The 18,807-nt window shown below is 32.5% G+C and carries 15 protein-coding genes and 1 tRNA gene; 15 read left to right on the top strand and 1 reads right to left on the bottom strand.

From position 1 onward, the window contains the following. The first annotated feature begins 1 nt into the window (after window position 1). The 11 genes from FM121_RS01495 to FM121_RS01445 all read left to right on the top strand — a co-directional run bounded on the left by FM121_RS01495 (window position 2) and on the right by FM121_RS01445 (window position 13,225). A complete protein-coding gene (locus FM121_RS01495; protein WP_086950386.1) occupies window positions 2-1,753 on the top strand; it encodes a PTS mannitol transporter subunit IICBA in 1,752 nt (583 codons plus the stop codon). Window positions 1,754-1,765: 12 nt separating this feature from the next. Continuing rightward, on the top strand, window positions 1,766-2,206 hold the full coding sequence (locus tag FM121_RS01490; protein WP_179203765.1) for a PTS sugar transporter subunit IIA: 441 nt from the start codon (window positions 1,766-1,768) through the stop codon (window positions 2,204-2,206). A gap of 12 nt (window positions 2,207-2,218) precedes the next feature. Next, window positions 2,219-3,364, top strand: a complete 1,146-nt coding sequence (locus FM121_RS01485; protein ID WP_086950385.1) for a mannitol-1-phosphate 5-dehydrogenase — start codon at window positions 2,219-2,221, stop codon at window positions 3,362-3,364. 200 nt (window positions 3,365-3,564) lie between these two features. Continuing rightward, window positions 3,565-4,134 carry a LemA family protein gene (locus tag FM121_RS01480; RefSeq protein WP_086950384.1) on the top strand — a complete coding sequence of 190 codons (570 nt, stop codon included), beginning with the start codon at window positions 3,565-3,567 and terminating at the stop codon, window positions 4,132-4,134. 39 nt (window positions 4,135-4,173) lie between these two features. Then, on the top strand, window positions 4,174-5,682 hold the full coding sequence (locus FM121_RS01475; RefSeq protein WP_086950383.1) for a TPM domain-containing protein: 1,509 nt from the start codon (window positions 4,174-4,176) through the stop codon (window positions 5,680-5,682). A gap of 184 nt (window positions 5,683-5,866) precedes the next feature. Beyond that, a complete protein-coding gene (locus FM121_RS01470; protein ID WP_086950382.1) occupies window positions 5,867-6,826 on the top strand; it encodes an ABC transporter permease in 960 nt (319 codons plus the stop codon). A gap of 14 nt (window positions 6,827-6,840) precedes the next feature. Continuing rightward, window positions 6,841-7,764 (top strand): carbohydrate ABC transporter permease, encoded by a 924-nt coding sequence (locus tag FM121_RS01465; RefSeq protein WP_086950381.1) that lies wholly within the window; start codon window positions 6,841-6,843, stop codon window positions 7,762-7,764. A gap of 25 nt (window positions 7,765-7,789) precedes the next feature. Beyond that, entirely contained in the window at window positions 7,790-9,256 is a 1,467-nt protein-coding gene (locus FM121_RS01460; RefSeq protein ID WP_086950466.1) for an ABC transporter substrate-binding protein, read from the top strand. A gap of 127 nt (window positions 9,257-9,383) precedes the next feature. Further along, complete coding sequence (locus FM121_RS01455) at window positions 9,384-10,010, top strand: YesL family protein (RefSeq protein ID WP_086950380.1); 627 nt, start codon at window positions 9,384-9,386, stop codon at window positions 10,008-10,010. Continuing rightward, window positions 9,973-11,736 (top strand): sensor histidine kinase, encoded by a 1,764-nt coding sequence (locus tag FM121_RS01450; RefSeq protein WP_086950379.1) that lies wholly within the window; start codon window positions 9,973-9,975, stop codon window positions 11,734-11,736. The genes FM121_RS01455 and FM121_RS01450 overlap by 38 nt, the downstream gene beginning before the upstream one ends. After that, the gene (locus FM121_RS01445) at window positions 11,729-13,225 is read left to right on the top strand and encodes a response regulator transcription factor (protein WP_086950378.1); all 1,497 of its coding nucleotides are present in this window, start codon (window positions 11,729-11,731) and stop codon (window positions 13,223-13,225) included. The genes FM121_RS01450 and FM121_RS01445 overlap by 8 nt, the downstream gene beginning before the upstream one ends. Window positions 13,226-13,307: 82 nt before the next feature. On the opposite strand, the gene FM121_RS01440 is transcribed toward FM121_RS01445, so the two are convergent. After that, a complete protein-coding gene (locus FM121_RS01440; protein ID WP_086950377.1) occupies window positions 13,308-14,642 on the bottom strand; it encodes a M20 family metallopeptidase in 1,335 nt (444 codons plus the stop codon). Between the two features lie 262 nt (window positions 14,643-14,904). Here FM121_RS01440 and FM121_RS14605 point away from each other — a divergent pair, with 262 nt between their 5' ends. From FM121_RS14605 to FM121_RS01425, 4 genes are all read left to right on the top strand, one after another. Next, entirely contained in the window at window positions 14,905-15,189 is a 285-nt protein-coding gene (locus FM121_RS14605) for a GNAT family N-acetyltransferase (RefSeq protein WP_256958388.1), read from the top strand. 414 nt (window positions 15,190-15,603) lie between these two features. Further along, a tRNA-Sec gene (locus FM121_RS14390) sits at window positions 15,604-15,700 on the top strand. Window positions 15,701-15,975: 275 nt separating this feature from the next. Continuing rightward, window positions 15,976-17,421, top strand: coding sequence for a proline--tRNA ligase (gene proS / locus FM121_RS01430; RefSeq protein ID WP_086950376.1), 1,446 nt, complete (start codon window positions 15,976-15,978; stop codon window positions 17,419-17,421). Window positions 17,422-17,641: 220 nt separating this feature from the next. Further along, on the top strand, window positions 17,642-18,805 hold the full coding sequence (locus FM121_RS01425; protein WP_086950375.1) for a double-cubane-cluster-containing anaerobic reductase: 1,164 nt from the start codon (window positions 17,642-17,644) through the stop codon (window positions 18,803-18,805). Window positions 18,806-18,807: the final 2 nt, after the last annotated feature.

The following is an 18,807-nucleotide window of genomic DNA, read 5'->3' as shown; positions in this document are numbered from 1 at the left end:
GATGGAGTCGATAAAGACAAAAAGTTCATTAAAAGCAAAAGTTCAAAAGTTAGGTAGTACGTTATCAAGCATGGTTATGCCAAACATTGGTGCGTTAATAGCATGGGGTGTTTTGACAGCGCTTTTTATTCCAGATGGTTATTTACCAAATGAAAAATTTGCCACTATGGTTGGCCCAATGTTAACGTATTTAATTCCAATTATGATTGGTTACACAGGTGGTAAGGTGATTGCCTCTGATCGTGGGGCAATTGTTGGGGCGATTGCTACGATGGGAGTGATTGTCGGAACCGATGTACCAATGATGCTAGGTGCTATGTTAATGGGACCTTTAGCAGGCTTTTGTATTAAGAAATTTGATCAAATATTTCAGCACCGAATCAAAGCTGGTTTTGAAATGTTGGTTAATAATTTTTCAGCTGGTTTAATTGGTTTCTTTTTAGCTTTACTTGGTTTTTCAATCGTTGGACCAGTTGTTGACGGTTTAACACAGGCCATGGCACAAGGGGTGGATGCAATCTTATCTGCTCATTTGATTCCCTTAGCTAATATTTTTATTGAACCAGCAAAAGTACTCTTTTTAAATAATGCGATTAATCATGGAATTTTAACACCTCTTGGAACAGAGCAAGCGTTAGAAACTGGTAAATCAATTCTTTTCTTATTAGAAGCAAATCCTGGACCAGGTTTGGGTGTCTTACTTGCCTTTATGATGTTTGGTAAGGGTGCAGCCAAATCATCAGCACCGGGTGCCGTTATTATTCATTTCTTAGGAGGAATTCATGAAATCTACTTCCCATACGTGATGATGAAACCAATGCTCTTTTTAGCCGTTATTGCAGGTGGAATTTCAGGAAGTTTTACCTTCCAAGCTTTAAATGCAGGACTTCAAGCACCAGCATCTCCTGGTTCAATTATTGCTATTCTAGCAATGGCACCGCAAGGAAGTCATTTAGCTGTATTAATGGGCGTTTTAGTTGCTGCGGCTGTGTCATTCTTTGTTGCTAGTGTCATTTTAAAAGCAGATAAATCAACGGATATTGACTCATTTGAAAAAGCAGTTGGTGAAACTCAAGCAGCTAAAAAAGAAGCTAAAGGTCAAGGTAATCAAAGTATTGGTAATTTAACTGAAGTTAAGAAAGTTATTTTTGCTTGTGATGCTGGCATGGGATCAAGTGCTATGGGTGCTTCTTTGCTTAAGAAAAAAATAAAAGAAGCAGATCTACCACAGGAAGTAACTAATAGCGCTATTAATAATTTAATAAATGATTCTGATGTTTTAATTGTCACTCAAGTTGAACTTCAAGAAAGAGCTAAACAAAAAGCTCCTGACGCAAGTTTTGTTGCAGTTGAAAACTTTTTAAATTCACCTAAGTACGATTGGATTGTTGCTGAGTTGAGTGGAAAAACAGAAGAAAAATTAGAAGGAAAAGAGATGATTTCAGAATCTAATCAAAAACTTGATTTTTCAGAAGTTAAAAGTATTTATCTGGTTCATGATGATCGAGTAGGATCTGCAACAATGGGCTTAAAATTATTTGAAGAAGTTTTAACAGATAAAGAAATCAATTTACTCATTCAAAAAGTTAATGTTACTGATCTAGTTAATGAAAAAGGGGCACTATTTGTTTTTAAAGATGAGTTAAAAGAACAAGTTGAAAGTAAAGTTCCAAATGCCTTTTATTTGGAAGTGGATAGTTTAATTCAAACAAAAAAGTTTGAACAGATGCTTCATCAATTAAAAAATAGATAAGGAGAGATAATCATGACAAGTGTACTAGTTAAAGAAATGATCATTTTAGAACAACAGTTTGAAACAAAAGAAGAATCGATTCGCTTTTGTGGCCAAAAATTAGTAGAAGCTGGCTGTGTGGAAGAAGACTATATAGAAGCGATGATTGAAAGAGACAAGATGTTATCTGTTTACATGGGAAATTTTATTGCCATTCCTCATGGTACAGATGAGGCAAAAAAATATGTGAAAAACTCAGGTGTTTGTATGGTTCAAGTGCCTGAAGGTGTTAATTTTGGCACTGAAGAAGAGCCGAAAATTGTGACTATCTTGTTTGGTATAGCAGGCGTAGGAGAAGAGCATCTGCAGTTAGTTCAACAAATCGCACTTTATTGTAGTGATATTGATAATGTTGCTGTTTTAGCTGATGCATTGAAAAAAGAAGAAATAACAGAAAAGCTAGTTTTAGCATAGGAGATGAAAAGAATGAAAGCAGTTCATTTTGGAGCAGGAAATATTGGTCGTGGCTTTATTGGTGAAATTCTTCATAAAAATAAGTTTGAGGTTACTTTTGTTGATGTCAATCAAGAAATTATTGAACAATTAAAAACAGAAGGTAAATATATGATTGGTTTAGCAGATGAGAGTCATCAACAAATTTCAATTGATCAAGTAACAGGATTAAACAATCAATTAGAACCAGAAAAAGTTTTACTAGCCATGTTGGATGTTGATATTATTACAACAGCAATTGGTCCCAATATACTACCGTTAATCGCTCCTCTATTAGCTCAAGGAATTCAATTAAGAGAAAAAGAAAATATAGAACAAACGTTGGACATTGTAGCTTGTGAAAATATGATCGGTGGTTCAAGCTTCCTTAAAGAAGAAATCAAAAAACATTTATCTGACATAACTTATTTAGATGAGTGGATTGGTTTTCCAGATGCAGCTGTAGATCGAATTGTTCCTGCTCAAAGTCATGAAGATATTTTATATGTTGAAGTTGAACCATTTAGTGAATGGGTGATTAACAAAAAACAAATGAAAAATCCAAAACTCGTTTTAGAAGGTGTTCATTATGTGGATGATTTAGAGCCATACATCGAAAGAAAATTATTTAGTGTAAATACTGGACACGCAACAGTGGCTTACACAGGTGCTCTTCTAGGGTATCAAACCATCGATGAAGCAATGGAAGATTCTTTAGTTTTAGCTCAACTAAAAGCTGTTTTAGCAGAGACTGGGGAGTTATTAGTAACAAAGTGGGGATTTGATAAAGACGAACACAATAAATATATTGAAAAGATAATTAAAAGATTTCAAAATAAATATATCTCTGACAGCATTAGTCGTGTAGCAAGAACGCCTATTAGAAAATTAGGCTATGAAGAGCGGTTTATTAGACCTATTAGAGAGATGGGAACTTATGATATCGAAGCCAATCATTTGATTGCCATGGCTGGAATGGTTTTAAACTATAAAGATCCGGCAGATGAAGAGAGTCAACGGCTTCAGGAGATGTTGAATAAACAAGATATGAAGAGTGTAATTGCAGAAATCACAAATATAAATGATGAATCATTGCTAGTTGAGATGACTATAGATGCTAAAAGATACGCAAAAAAATAAGGCAGATAAAAGTTATTTGTCCACTTATTATTAAAAATTATTCAGAAAAGTAAGGAGGGGCTAATGTTGTGGATTAGCTTCTTCTTACTTTTAAATTTCCCATCAGTCTTTAGACGGATGTAAACTAAAAAACTAGTGTTATACTTGTCATATTAGTAATATATATGACATATTAGTTACAAAACAAGGAGGAGATAAAAATGAGTCAGGGAAAGAAAACAGGTTTAATTATTGGTGGAGTTGTTGCATTGTTAGTTATTTTTGGGTTTACTACATATAACGGACTAGTTACAAAGCAAGCTGAGGTCGAAAGTCAGTGGGCAAAAGTGGATTCTAAATTACAACGTCGCTATGATCTTGTTCCTAATTTAGTCAATTCAGTTAAAGGAAGTATGGAGCAAGAAAAAGAAGTCTTTGGCAATATTACTGAGGCTAGAAGTAAAATGGCAGGAGCAGATACAGTCAAAGAAAAAGCTACAGCCTCAAATGAAATGGAATCAGCCTTATCTCGATTAATGGTAGTAATGGAAAATTATCCAGAATTGAAATCAAATGAGAACGTTAAAACATTGATGACTCAATTAGAAGGAACAGAGAATCGGATTTCTGTGGAACGGGATCGTTATAATGATACAGTTAAAAAATACAATGTTTCAATTAAAAAATTCCCAAAATCAATTATTGCTGGAATGACAGGGTTTGAAGAAAAAGAATATTTTGAAGCGGATGAGGGAGCAGAAAAAGCACCAGAAGTTGATTTTAGTAAGTAAGTTTAGCGGCGTTAAGTTGTGACTTAGGAGGTAACTAAAATGGAGCGTATTTGTTATAAAAAACAGAGTAAAATGGGTCTGATTATTGGGTTGTTGGTAGTAGTAATGTCTTTTATTATATTTTCGGGTAAGGTGTTTGCTGACAGTGATAATATTTTCGTGGAAGATAATGCTAATATACTGACGACAGAAGATAAAAATTATATTAAACAAATCAATGAAGAGGTTTTTATTACTCTTCCAGGTGAACCACAATATGCTGTTGTAACCTTAAAGAGTTTGAAGGGATTTGATTCCATTGAAAGTTATGCTGAAAAAAAGTTTAAAGAATTAGGCATTGGAAATAAAGAATTAAATAATGGCTTTTTATTTGTTATTGCAGTAGAAGATCGAGAATACCGACTGGAGACAGGATATGGTGTGGAAGAAATCATTACTGATAGTATGAAAGAAGATATTGTCACGTCAGAAGCCACTGATTTACTACAAGATGAAAAATACGGAGCATCAGTAATGATGATTTCAAAAAATATTGAACAGTTAGTAAAATTAAAGTATAGCGATTTAGATTCAGCTAAAGAGATGGTGGTAGCTGAAAAAGAGAGACAAGAAAAAATAGTTAAAATGATTTTTATTGTTGTTCTATTCTTCTTTATCTTAGCTGCATTAGTGGCTATCATCTATATTTTAAGTATTATGTTTATTCGCAAGAAACTAACTAAATCATATTTGGCAAAAGAATTAGTGGGATACATTTACATAGATAAAACGAATGCGATATTAGGAGCAACAAAAGGTGCGAGCAAAGTAAATTTATCGGAAGCTATTGCCAAAAAAATAAATCGCATGCCAAATAAAATGAAGTTCTTATCAAATGAGTCTGATTTAAAGAATTATGTTGCCCAATTTTTATTGATTGATAGTTTGATTCAATATTGTAAGCAATTTAAAAAAGAAGCGCCTTATAATGTGTCAGTTTACTTAGATAGTAAACATTTAGATACATTGAAATCTGAATTGATACCAATTAGTAGCTCATTTGATTATCCAGTAACTGTTAATCCTTATTTATCAGATGTTGAGATGTTGATTGTTGGAGACTATGTGGAAATTGTGACAGAAAAACATCGTCAATCATTAAAAATAGCTGCAAAAAATAAAAAATTTATAGAAACTGTTTCTCAGCAGTATGCTAGTGAAAAAGAAAAACAACTTGGTCGTATCGACTATAAATTAATCATAGCCTTAATGGTTTATTACTTTTTAAAAGATAAAGACTTATCAGATCCAGAATTATTAGGCCAATTAACAATTAATGAGGCATCACTTGAAAAAGCATATAAATTTGCTAAAAAGAGAAAAAAAGAAATTGACAGTGATCAAAGGCAGAAAGCTTTGAATGATCTAACCAATATGTCATTAGGAAACTATTATATGCATACGATGATTTGGTCAAGTTATAATGAGTCTAGTGGTGGTTCTTCTGGTGGCGGCTCAACATTTGGTGGAGGTTCATCCGGTGGTGGCGGCTTTTCTGGTGGTTGGTAATTAAGTATTTATAAAGTTGGAAGTGAACTAACTAAAGTTCTCTTCCAACTTTTTTTGGTGTAGTAAGGGTTTAAAAAAAAGTATCTTCTTATGAAAAAGTACTTTATAAACTATAGTTTGTTTCAAAACCTCTTTAATTTGTTTCTTATAAAGAAATAAAGAAAGCGTTATACTTTCAGTGTGAATGAAGGGAGGAAAAAAAGTGAAGAAAAAGAAAAAAGGGTTTTGGGCTGATGTCTACCGCTTTAGAGCGTTAATTTTTATGGCAATACCTGGATTTATCTGGTTTATATTCTTCTTTTATATTCCAGTATTTGCTAATGTTATTGCGTTTAAAGATTTTCAACTATCACCTGATGGTTTTATATCTAGTTTAAAACAAAGTCCTTGGGTTGGGTTTGATAATTTTAAATTCCTGTTTGCATCAAATGATGCATGGTTAATTACCCGAAATACATTAGCTTATAATATTATATTTTTAGCATTTAACTTATTCTTTGCAGTAGCATTTGCCATTATTATGAGTGAGCTACGTAATAAAAAATTAGTAAAGGTTTATAATACGATGTCATTGTTACCTTACTTCTTATCTTGGGTAGTTATTTCATATTTTGTGTATGCATTTTTAAGTCCGGATAAAGGAATTATTAATCAATGGTTAACTCAAAATGGACAACTACCTATTCAGTGGTACACTGATCCAACATGGTGGCCATTAATCTTCGTTGTGTTAAACGTGTGGAAGAGTTTAGGGTATAACAGTATTATCTATTATGCTTCAGTTATGGGAATTGATCCAACTTACTACGAAGCTGCAATGGTAGATGGGGCAAGTAAATGGCAACAAATTAAAAATGTGACAATCCCACAGTTATTACCGATGATGAGTATTTTATTAATTCTAAATATTGGTGGGATTTTCAAAGCTGATTTTGGTATGTTTTTCTCAATACCTAGACAATCAGGGGCTTTATATGAAGTAACAACAGTATTAGATACTTATATTTATAATGGTTTAACAGCAACGGGGGATATTGGTATGACAGCAGCTGCTGGTTTGTATCAATCTGTTGTCGGAAGTACATTATTAATTTTAGCGAATTTTGTTGTTCGTAAGCTTGATCCAGATTCAGCATTATTCTAGTAGGAGTGTGACAAATGAGTAGAAAAAAAGTAACTAGAGTAGAGGTTCGAGCTTTTAGTCCTAAAGTCGATTTCTTCTTTAATATTATGGTGGCACTATTTGCTATCTCGTGCTTAATCCCATTTATCTTTGTTATTATTATTTCACTAACGAGTGAAACTTCTTTAGCAGAGAATGGCTATAGTTTTTTCCCACAAGAATGGTCTTTTGCATCATATAGATATATATTTGCTGGCCAAATGTCTGAAAAAATATTCAGAGCATTTGGGGTGACAATTTTTGTAACTGTCTTTGGGACTTTAGTGAATGCCTCAATGACATCATTATACGCTTATGTTATCTCTCGTTCGAATTTTCCATTTAGAAAATTCTTTACGATGTTTGCTCTTATAACAATGTTATTTTCACCAGGAATGGTAGCAAATTATATTGTTATGACCAATATGCTTCAATTAAAAGATACGATTTGGGCATTGATTTTACCACTTGCCTTGGGTCCATTTAATATTCTAGTCATGCGAACTTTCTTTAAAAAGACAGTGCCTGATAGCATTATTGAATCTGCTAGAATTGATGGAGCAAGTGAGATGACCATTTTTATGAAGATTGTCTTGCCACTAGCGGTACCAGGAATTGCAACAATTAGTTTGTTTGCAGCTTTAGGTTACTGGAACGATTGGTTTAACGCTTTGTTATATATTCAAAAAGACAATTTGGTTCCATTACAATACTTACTAATGAAAATCCAAAATAATTTGGATTACTTAGCTAAGAACACCGGAATGGGATCACAAATTGCAGGAGGATTAGCCGCTCTTCCAAGTGAGTCAGCGCGAATGGCTATTGTGGTGGTTTCAACCCTACCGATTGCTTTAAGTTACCCGTTCTTCCAAAAATATTTTGTGGGTGGTTTAACAATTGGTGGCGTGAAAGAATAAAAAAAGTATACAGGGGGAATTAATGGTGAAGAGCTTTAAGAAAATCGCAACTGTCGCTGGTGCGGCACTTTTAGTGGCAGGATTAGCAGCGTGTGGTAATGGTGGTAGTAAAGACGCTAAAGGTGGAAAATCTGGCGGTAAAAGTGATACAACAACTCTTTTAATGTACCAAGTAGGGGATAAACCAGAAAATTATGATGAGTTAATGGGAATCGCTAATAAACGTATCAAAGAAAAAATTGATGTTGAAGTTGATCTTCAATATATCGGTTGGGGCGACTGGGATCAAAAAATGAGTACCATCATTGCTTCAGGTGAAAATTACGATCTCTCTTTTGCTTCAAACTATGTTGCCAATGCTCAAAAGGGAGCGTATGCTGATTTAACTGAACTAGCGCCTGAGTACGCGAAAGAAGCTTACGATCAGTTAGATGATTCTTATATTAAAGGGAACTTAGTGGACAATAAATTATATGGATTCCCAGTTAAAGGAAATGTGTATGGTCAACAAATGTTAACATTTAACAAACAATATCTTGATAAATATAACTTAAATGTAGATGATATTAATTCTTATGCAGATGCTGAAAAAGTGTTAACAGAGTTTCATAAAAAAGAACCAAATATTGCTGCATTTGCAATAGGTCAAAACTTTAATGTTTCAGGTGATTATGATTATCCATTAGGTAAAAGTTACCCATTTGCGATTAAATTAGATGAAGAAAAAAATCCTAAAATTATTAATCAATATGAAGACAAAGACATGATGGATAACCTTAAAACTTACCGTAAATGGTATGAAGCTGGACTTATTCCAACAGACGCAGCAACAAACACAACTGGATTCCCGTTAGAAGGAAATACATGGTTCATGCGTGAAGAAACACAAGGACCTATGGATTATGGCGATACTGTACTAACCAATGCTGCAGGACAACCGATAGTTTCTCGTGCGATTACAAAACCATACAGAACAACAGCTCAAGCACAAATGGCTAACTTTGTTGTTTCTAATGTTTCTAAAAACAAAGAAAAATCAGTTGAATTTTTAGGATTGCTAAACAGTGATCCAGAATTATTAAATGGTTTAGTATGGGGTGTTGAAGGGGACGCTTGGGAAAAATCAGGTGACAACAAAATTAAATTATTAGATGGTTACAAACCTAATAAACATATGGCGGCTTGGAACACAGGAAATAACATGCTTCTTTACACACAAGACACTTTATCAGATGACTTAGTTAAAGAACGTGATAAAAAAATAGAAGAATCGATTGTTTCTCCAACATTAGGTTTTAACTTTAAAACAGATAGTGTTAAAACTGAATTAACTAATATTGCCAATATCATGAGTCGTTACAAAGATAGCGTGAATACTGGATCAGTTGACCCAGAAGAAAATGTCGCTAAAATGTCTAAAGACTTAGAAAAAGCAGGTTGGGATAAAGTACAAAAAGAAATGCAAAATCAATTAGATGAATTTCTAAAATAGGCTAAAAAAATAGTTGAGGTTGTGGCATAAAGTTTATTGTTTCTGTCACAGCCTTAATTTTTTATTTTAAAAGTACGTTTAATTAATGTTATAATGAATTGAGAATAAATGAAAGAAGGAATAAAATATGTTAGGAACAGGATTAGAAAGAGCTTTTAAAGTCAGTTGGCTCGTTATAAAATTAAATTTATTTTTTCATTTGTTTAGTCTAATGGGCGGTATTATTTTTGGAATAGGACCTTCAATTCAAATGGTGTCAAATTTATTTCAAACATCAGAGTTTGATTCGAAAGAAGTCACTTTAAAAAAAGCATTTAAATTATGGAAACAGTATTTTATCAGAAGTAATGTTCAGTTTTTGTTTTTCCTAAGTTTATTTACATTATTAGCCTATAATCTTTATCTATCTGTTCAAATGTTAGGAATGGTTTGGTTGATGATTGATTTTATCTTAATTGTCGCTATTCTTTTTCTGTATATATCTTATCAATACGTTATTTCCTATGAAGCCACTTATGATATGCCTTTCATTCAAGTTCTCAAATTAGCTTTTATTAGTGTTTTCTTTAGCTTTGGAACATTTTTTAAGTTATTATTAGGTGTAATCACCATTGGTTTTGTAACGTGGCAAATAAAAGGACTCTTACTTTTTGCAACGTTTAGTTTGCTAATTATTTGGAGTGTGATTGCAACTAAAAGGATTAGGGATGTCGTAAATGAGAAGTTGGGATTTAATGAAGAAGAGATGGTTTAACTTTTTTAATAAAGGTTTTTTAATAAACCAATTAATGCAATTATATAGCTTAATCCTGATTGTGGTGCTGTTAGTCATCATGATAGGGTTAAGTTTATTTATGGTTAATGCCAATGAAAAAGAGGCAAAGAAAACAATTGATAATGTGACAACTGAGCTTGGTACTAGCTTAAAAAGTAAAGATAGTGATGTAGTATCGAATATATTGGGTGAAGTAGCTATTACTAATGCTCATTATGAAAACATTCGTAATTACCTTATGATGGACCAACAAACTTATTTTGAGTATATGATTGATATTTGGCATGAAACAGGCACGAGCGTCTATTTTCCAGATGCGATGAAGACAATTTTTTTAAACTACGGAGATGTTAAGTCAATCGATATTGTGTTTGACGATTTGGATGTTTACTTACATGGTGATCGAGATCGTGTTATGGGGAAAAAATTAGATAAACCCTTTAAAAAACCGAGTAAAGAGTTAACGCTGGTCCGAGCAATTCGAGATCCTGGGACGTCTATTGTGAATGGAACAATCTATATTACTTTTTCTGAAGATAGTTTAACGTCTTTTTACAATAAAAACCAATCTAGTCAACAATCTGTGAACACTTTTATTTTCAATTCTCACAATGAAATTATTTATAGTAGCCAGAATGGTTTATCTAAAGATACGATCAATCAATTAAAAAATGCAATGTCTGAAAAATCTTGGGTCAGCGAAAAAGACTTAAAAAATGGATACTACGTAGGAAATATTTCTGTTAAAGATTTATCTGTAGTAACGATTTTAGATAAAAAAGAAGTACGAATGACTTCATTTATTCAGATTTTGATTATTTTTTCAATTGGCTTGACAGTAATTAGTTTACTCTTATTTTTCCTTAATAAAGTATTTAAAAAGTATTCTAACCAAATGGAACAACTGGTTAAGGTGACGAATCAAGTTAGTGCTGGAAATTTAGAGGCACAAGTTGATACATCAATGATGCAATTAGAATTAAATGACTTAGCTGAGGCGTTTAACCAGATGATTATTAATTTAAATAAGTACATAGAAGATATCTATTTACTAGAAATCAAACAACGAGATGCCCATATGCGTGCGCTCCAGTCACAAATTAATCCTCACTTTTTATATAACACCTTGGAGTATATTAGAATGTATGCTTTAAGTAATCAGCAGACAGAATTGGCTGATGTTGTTTATGCTTTTTCAGCTCTTTTAAGAAATAATATAACTCAAGAAAAAACAACCACTTTGAAAGAAGAATTAGATTTTTGTGAGAAATATGTTTATTTATATCAAATGCGTTATCCAGATAGTATCGCCTATCATTTTATTGTAGATGAAGGTTTGGATAAATTTGTGATTCCTAAATTTATTATTCAACCACTAATTGAAAATTATTTTGTCCATGGGATTGATTATGAAAGGCAAGATAATGCAATTAGTGTTAAGGCGCATCAATACAAAGATGGTGTTGAAATTAGAATTATTGATAACGGTCTAGGTATGAGTCAAGAGCGATTAGAAGAAGTAAATCTCAAATTGACAGACAATAAAACATTACTTCAAAATTCGATTGGTATATCTAATGTCTATCAACGTATTAGAGGGTTCTTTGGTGAAGAGTCAGAGATGCGATTAGAGTCTATAGAAAACAAAGGGGTCACAATTATTATTAGAATTAAAGAACAAGGAGAGGGCAAAGATAATGTATAAAGCGATGCTTGTTGATGATGAATATATGATTTTAGAAGGATTAAAACAAATTATCCCTTGGAATGAATTAGGTTTTGAAATTGTAAAGACAGTTAAAAGAGCACAAGAGGCTTTGGATTATCTTGAGGAACATCACGTCGATTTATTAATTACAGATGTAACAATGCCTAAAATGACTGGAATTGATTTAGTTAGAGAAATCAGGAAATTTAAACCAGAATTATCAATCATTATTTTATCAGGCTATCAAGAATTTTCTTATGTCAAACAAGGATTAGAGCTTGGCGTTAAAGGTTATTTAGTTAAACCTGTTAACAAAGAGGAGCTAGAACAAAAGGTCGTTCAAATTAGAGATGATTTAGAACAAGAGGAACGTATGGGAACTCAAAAAGAACTTTACTATGAGACAATGATTCATAGATGGTTAAATGATGAGCTGAATGAAGATGAATTTCTAACTTTTTTAAAAGAAGTAAACGAATCACTTCAAAAATCTTACTCCGTCATTATTGTCAATCAAGCTAATACAAGTCTTGATTTATCCAAGTATGCAAAGGACCAAGATCAACCCTTTATTATTCAGAATGAGAACGAGACAACTTTCCAAACAGTGATTGTTTATCAAGGGATGAGAAATGAACTCAATCTTTTTGTAAAAGGGATTGAGGAACAATTGAAAGGTCAAGTATTTAAAATAATTCTGGGTGAATCAGTTTCTGAATGGGAAAATGTGTATGAAAGCTTTGAAAAAGCAAAAAAATTATTATTATTTCAGGAATTTTATGGGGATAAAGAAGCGGCACAAATGATTGTTTCATTAACTGATTTAGAAAAAGAAGAAGAGAAATTGCATTTCTTATCATTTAATAAAGCATTGATAATAGGTGATATAGCTACTATTCAAGAAGAGCTACATCATATTTATCAACAAATGACAGAATTTCGTTATACGCCAGAAAATGTGCGACACGTCACTTTTCTTTTATTTACAGATATTTATCGGCAGTATCCTTCTTTAGATAAGGATATTTATGATGAGACATTAAAAAAGATCCATCATAGTTCAAGTATGATGGAATTAAAAACTTGGTTAGATGACATTTTAAATTCGATTTATGATAATCCTGCTGTGAGTAAGCGTTATTCAGATTTAGTAAAATCAGCCATAGATATTATCTCTTCTGATTATCAAAGAGATCTTTCATTGAAATCAGTTGCTGAAACGCTTCATATTAATCCTGTTTATTTAGGACAATTATTTAAGAAAGAAACCGAGCGAAGTTTCTCACAATTTTTGAATCAAACGCGAATCAAAAAAGGACAGTACTTGTTACTTAATTCAAACAAACCGATTAATGAAGTAGGATATGATATTGGTTATAATAATCCAACTTATTTTTTCAAAATGTTTCGAAAATTAAACGGTTTGACACCAAAAGAATTTAGAGAAAAATATTTACAAAACTATCATTCTTTTGAGGAAGAATAAAATGTACTAGAGTTGTTAAATAATAAAAAAACTTCCATCACATACAGATTAAAGTGTATGTGATGGAAGTTTTTTAACGATTTTATTTAGCACACAAACGATAAATTGCTTCAGCATAGATTTCCATAGTTTGTCGCATTTCTTTTAATTGCCATATCTCATTAGGTTGGTGCATGGTGTCTTTGGTATTTTCAAACATTGCGCCAAAAGCCACACAATTATCCATAGTACGAGCAAAAGTTGCTCCACCTGAAATTTGAGGTTCGCGCATATCGCCTGTTTTATCTCGATAGGCACCAAGCAGGGTTGTAACTAGTTCTGAGTCGACAGGAACATAAAGTGATGCTAAAAAGTCATGCTCGTGGTAAGTAAGACCGTATTCTTTAGCCACTTCTTCTAATTTTGAGGTGACTATTTCTTTTTCAAAAGTTACTGGAATACGAATGTCGATCCCGATTTTTGTTTCATTTTCATTAATATCAACCATAGCAGCGTTGAAGGTTAAGTTTCCAGAAGCTTCGTCTTTTATCTCTCCAAGAACGCTGATTCCGTTAGCATCATTTTTAATAAGTTTTCCAAGAAAATCAATAGCAGAATTATCATATAAATTAGCCATGGCTTCTGCTAAACGAGTATTAGCATTAATCCCATCAGGAGCATCTTTTGAATGGATAGATTTTCCTTTGACGTGAACCTCATTTTCTTTAACAAGATAGTTATAACCTAATTTATCTAATTCTGCGCAAAGTTCATCTTTTTTATTACCTGAATATACAGCAGTATCAGCCACGACATTTAATGCTGAACCACCCTTAAATGTAAAATCAGATGTTCCTTTTGAAGTTAAGAAGACTTGTAGTAAGCCTTTTTCAGCATAAATAACAGGAAAGTTTGCATCAGGCGCAATCCCCATAGCAACACCTTGTTCTTTTTTATGATATTGGTCCATACAACGCCATAGATTTTCTTCATCTGTTCCGAAAATAAAGCGAATTTTTTTATCTAAAATAACACCATTTTCAAGAAGTGCTTTAACTGCATAAAGTGCAGCGATTGTTGGACCTTTATCATCCTGAACACCACGTCCTACAATAGCATTTTCAACAATAGTAGCTTCAAATGCAGGTGTGTCCCATAATGTTTCATCACCTGGTGGCACAACATCTAAATGGCAAAGAATCCCAAAAATTTCAGAACTTTTACCGATTTCAGCATAACCATAATATCCCTCTGGATCAATAAAAGTAGAATAGCCTTCTTCTTCAAATAGTTTTAAAGTGTCTTTTAAACAATCAAGAATATCTTGACCAAAAGGTGCTCCATATACCTTATCTTGTAGAAAAGATGGTTTAGAAACAACACGTTGAAGGGCTTTGATAGCTTGTTCTTGATGTGAATCTGTAATAAAATCTTTCATTGAATGTTTCACTCCTTCTAAAATTAGTAATCAATTGGTTAATTATAACACTTTATATTTATAAAAAGAGTGAAGAATGCCATATTTTCATATGTTTATTATGAATATTGATTATTTTAGTAGAGTATAATTGTCAGAAAAATTTGGTAATGATACAATGTCTATAAGTATTTTTTATTAAATCAGAAGCCTAATTTGGCTCTATCTTTAATAAAAAAACATATTCTAGAATTATCAATAACACATCTAAAGGAGGGGAAATATGTTAGTTAGAGAAATTACCCAAACAGACAATCAAAGTGTTAAAAAATTAATCCAATCTTCTTTGAAAAAACTAGGTTTTGATAAACCTGGAACAGCGTATTATGATCCTGAATTAAATGATTTATATACTTTTTACAAAACAAGAAATAAGGCAATGTACTGGGTAGTTGAGGAAGAAGGTAAAATTGTAGGTGGTGTAGGAATAGCGCCATTTAAAGATAACATTTGTGAACTTCAAAAATTATATGTCTCACCGGAAATTCAAGGTAAAGGTTTAGCTTAATTATTAATGGATCACGCACTCAAATTTGCGGGTATACATTATGATTTTTGCTATTTAGAAACTCATTCTGATCTAGGTGCAGCTTGTAGATTATATGAAAAATATAATTTTGAGTTGCTACCTCAACCTATAGAAGGTTCGGAGCATTCAGCTATGGATAAATGGTATTTAAAACGAGTTTCATGAAATTAAATAACGAATATCCTAATGTGAATTGTTAACAAACTAAATAATTTTTAATAAGGAAATAAAATCTAAATAAGTTTTAATTAGGATGAGAATAATAAATAACCCATCCTAGCTGTTATAATATTCATTGTGCATAATTTAACAAAAATAGTTAAATTATGCTGAAATTATATTTGACAAAGGATTTTTTTAGTGATACATTGTTATCAAGTTATTTAATATGTTGGGAATGGATGGGTTCTGGTGTTCCCTCTGGTCTTCAAAACCAGTATGAGGAGTTAAGAGCTTCTTGGGTGGGTTCGATTCCCACACTTTCTCGCCAAAATCATCATATTAATGATAATATTAAAATTAAAATATAAAAAACTGGACTAGTAGAGGACTGTTTAACACAATAAGAGAAGAATCGGTAGCTGAAAAGATTCTAGTCGTTAAACCCTTGAACCTACCAAATTAATATAGGCTGGATGTCTTTAACAATCCCAATAAGTCGTAAAGTAAACTCTACTTTGAAGCAAGGTGGTACCGCCAGAAATGGTCCTTGTATTCAAAGTAGAGTTTTTTTATTTATATAGTAAAATTAGGAGGAATTTTTCAATGGCAAAAAAAGATGGTTTCGTTAAACAAATTACAAGTCGTGATATCGACTTTGCACAATGGTATACAGATGTCTGTTTAAAAGCTGAATTATGTGATTATTCAAGTGTTAAAGGTTGTATGATTGTCCGTCCTTTAGGTACTGCATTATGGGAAGGGATTCAAAATGCTGTAGATACTCAGTTAAAAGCAACAGGACATCAAAACGTTTTAATGCCAATGTTAATTCCTGAAAGTTTATTATTAAAAGAAGCAGAACATGTGGAAGGATTTGCTCCAGAAGTAGCTTGGGTAACAGCTGGTGGCGATTCTGAATTACAAGAAAGACTAGCAGTTAGACCAACTTCAGAAGTTATGTTCTGTGAGCATTTCAAAAAAATTATTCACTCACATAGAGATTTACCGGTTCTTTATAATCAATGGGTAAGCGTGGTTCGTTGGGAAAAAACAACTCGTCCATTCCTAAGGACAACTGAATTTTTCTGGCATGAAGGTCACACATGTCATGTAGATTACGAAGATGCGGACAAAGAAGCATTAAGTATCTTAGATATGTATGTGGATATTTGCGAAAATATGTTAGCTATTCCAGTTGTATCAGGTGTGAAATCTGAAAGTGAAAAATTTGCGGGAGCAGATAAAACATATACAAATGAAACCTTAATGTACGATGGAAAAGCATTACAAATTACAACATCGCATCATTTAGGTGATAATTTTGGTAAAGCTTTTGAAATTACTTATGCTGATAAAAATGGTCAAGAACAATTTGTTAATACAACATCTTGGGCGATCACAACCAGAGCAATTGGTGGTATGATCATGGTTCATAGTGATGACCGTGGCCTTGTTTTACCTCCAAGAATTGCACCAATCCAAGTGGCTATCATCCCAATCGCTCAACATAAAGAGGGAGTATTGGATAAAGCTTACGAATTACGTGATCAACTAAAAGAACAGGTAACTGTTATGGTTGATGCAAGTGAAAAACAACCAGGTTGGAAATTTAGTGAAGCTGAAATGAAAGGTTATCCAATCCGTATTGAGATTGGTCCTAAAGATATTGAAGCAGGCGAAGTGATTGTGGTTCGTCGTGATACATTGGAAAAAACTAAAATGGCTTTAGATAATAATTTGGCTTCTAACTTAAGTATTTTACTTGATGAAATTCATGAGAATATGTTAACGAATGCTCGTAATCGTCAAAATAGTAAAACGCGTGTAGCCAAGACGAAAGAAGAATTCGCTGAATTAATCAAAGATGGTGGTTTTGTTATTGCGCCTTGGTCTGGAAGCGAAGAAATTGAAGACTTGATTAAAGAAGAAACTGGGGCTTCATCTCGTTGTTTAAGTTTTGAATACCAAGATGCTGATTTAACAGGCATGAAAGACTTATGGAATGGTGAAGATGCTAAGTACATGATGCATTGGGCTAAGGCATATTAATCAATTTTGTTATTTTATAAAATTAACTAAAAAAGGTATAACACTAAAAAAAATGTTATGCCTTTTTTTTGTATGTTAAAACCCAAAATATATATATAAGTATCATAAGATAGTGAGGCGTTTAATGATAATGCTGTTAAAAAGGATTGAAAAATAAGGATTCCCCCTCTATACTTATTGTGAATTAAAAAACAATATAATATAAAATGGAGGGTATTTAATGAAAATTAGAACAGAGCTACCAAGTATTTTTAATGATTTTGCAGAAGCAAGACAACAAGGTTTTTTAACAGTGAAAGAATTAAAAGATCAAGGAAAGCCCATTGTAGGTGTGTACTGTACATTTATGCCAGAAGAACTAACGATGGCAGCAGGTGCATTACAAATTAGTTTATGCTCTACATCGGATGAAACGATTCCAGATGCAGAAGAAGTATTGCCAAGAAATTTATGTCCGTTAATCAAATCAAGTTTTGGATTTGGTAAAACAGATAAATGTCCATATTTTTATTTTTCAGATTTGATTGTTGGTGAATCAACGTGTGATGGGAAGAAAAAAATGTATGAATATATGACTGATTTTAAAGATCTTTATTTAATGCACTTACCCAATATGCGGAACAGTCCAGAAAGTTCTCAATTGTGGAAGGCAGAGATGGTTCGTTACAAAGAAAAGTTAGAAGAATATTTTGATGTTGAGATAACAGAAGAAGCCATTAAAGAAGCCATAATATTCAAAAATAGGGAACGACAAGCTCGTAAAAATTTTTATGAATTAGGTAAATTAAATCCGCTACCAATCAAAGGTTCTGAAATTTTTAAAGTAATGTATGGAGCCAATTATTCATTTGATAAAGAGAAATTGATTAGTGATTTAAATACGATGACTGCTGATATCAAAGCAGATTATGAAGAATTACAAAAAGAAAAAAGTGATAAACCACGCATTTTGATTACAGGTTCACCAATTGGTGGTGTAACGGAAAAAGTTATTCGAGCTATTGAGGATAACGGGGGTGAAATTGTAGCCTACGAGAATTGTACCGTAGCAAAACCAATTGAGCGCTTAGTGGATGAAACAAACCCAGATGTATATGATGCTTTAGCGGAAAAATATTTGGATATTGGCTGTGCTTGTCTATCTAATAATCAACCAAGAATTGATATGTTAGATCGAATGATTGATGAATATCAAGTAGATGGAGTTTTAGATATGGTTCTTCAATTCTGTACGCCTTTCTCAGTAGAATCATTGAAGATTAAAGAATTTTGTCAAAAAGAAAAAGGTGTTCCTTATCTATATTTGGAAACAGATTATTCAAGTGCAGATGTTGAACAAATTAATACAAGGGTTGAGGCCTTTATTGAGATGATTGGAGGATAACA

Origin of the sequence: Vagococcus fluvialis bH819, from assembly GCF_900163795.1 — a bacterium.
GTDB classification, from domain to species: domain Bacteria; phylum Bacillota; class Bacilli; order Lactobacillales; family Vagococcaceae; genus Vagococcus; species Vagococcus fluvialis_A.
Note: the sequence above shows the minus strand (reverse complement) of the source record. Positions and strands in the feature narration are given on the sequence as shown.

Excerpts from the sequence above, each read along its gene's own strand:
- FM121_RS01465 (WP_086950381.1), top strand. The coding sequence starts at position 6,841 with ATGAGTAGAAAAAAAGTAACTAGAGTAGAGGTTCGAGCTTTTAGTCCT.
- proS (WP_086950376.1), top strand. The coding sequence starts at position 15,976 with ATGGCAAAAAAAGATGGTTTCGTTAAACAAATTACAAGTCGTGATATC.
- FM121_RS01495 (WP_086950386.1), top strand. The coding sequence starts at position 2 with ATGGAGTCGATAAAGACAAAAAGTTCATTAAAAGCAAAAGTTCAAAAG.
- FM121_RS01455 (WP_086950380.1), top strand. The coding sequence starts at position 9,384 with ATGTTAGGAACAGGATTAGAAAGAGCTTTTAAAGTCAGTTGGCTCGTT.
- FM121_RS01480 (WP_086950384.1), top strand. The coding sequence starts at position 3,565 with ATGAGTCAGGGAAAGAAAACAGGTTTAATTATTGGTGGAGTTGTTGCA.
- FM121_RS01445 (WP_086950378.1), top strand. The coding sequence starts at position 11,729 with ATGTATAAAGCGATGCTTGTTGATGATGAATATATGATTTTAGAAGGA.
- FM121_RS01440 (WP_086950377.1), bottom strand. The coding sequence starts at position 14,642 with ATGAAAGATTTTATTACAGATTCACATCAAGAACAAGCTATCAAAGCC.
- FM121_RS01490 (WP_179203765.1), top strand. The coding sequence starts at position 1,766 with ATGACAAGTGTACTAGTTAAAGAAATGATCATTTTAGAACAACAGTTT.
- FM121_RS01485 (WP_086950385.1), top strand. The coding sequence starts at position 2,219 with ATGAAAGCAGTTCATTTTGGAGCAGGAAATATTGGTCGTGGCTTTATT.
- FM121_RS01470 (WP_086950382.1), top strand. The coding sequence starts at position 5,867 with ATGAAGGGAGGAAAAAAAGTGAAGAAAAAGAAAAAAGGGTTTTGGGCT.
- FM121_RS01450 (WP_086950379.1), top strand. The coding sequence starts at position 9,973 with ATGAGAAGTTGGGATTTAATGAAGAAGAGATGGTTTAACTTTTTTAAT.
- FM121_RS14605 (WP_256958388.1), top strand. The coding sequence starts at position 14,905 with ATGTTAGTTAGAGAAATTACCCAAACAGACAATCAAAGTGTTAAAAAA.
- FM121_RS01425 (WP_086950375.1), top strand. The coding sequence starts at position 17,642 with ATGAAAATTAGAACAGAGCTACCAAGTATTTTTAATGATTTTGCAGAA.
- FM121_RS01475 (WP_086950383.1), top strand. The coding sequence starts at position 4,174 with ATGGAGCGTATTTGTTATAAAAAACAGAGTAAAATGGGTCTGATTATT.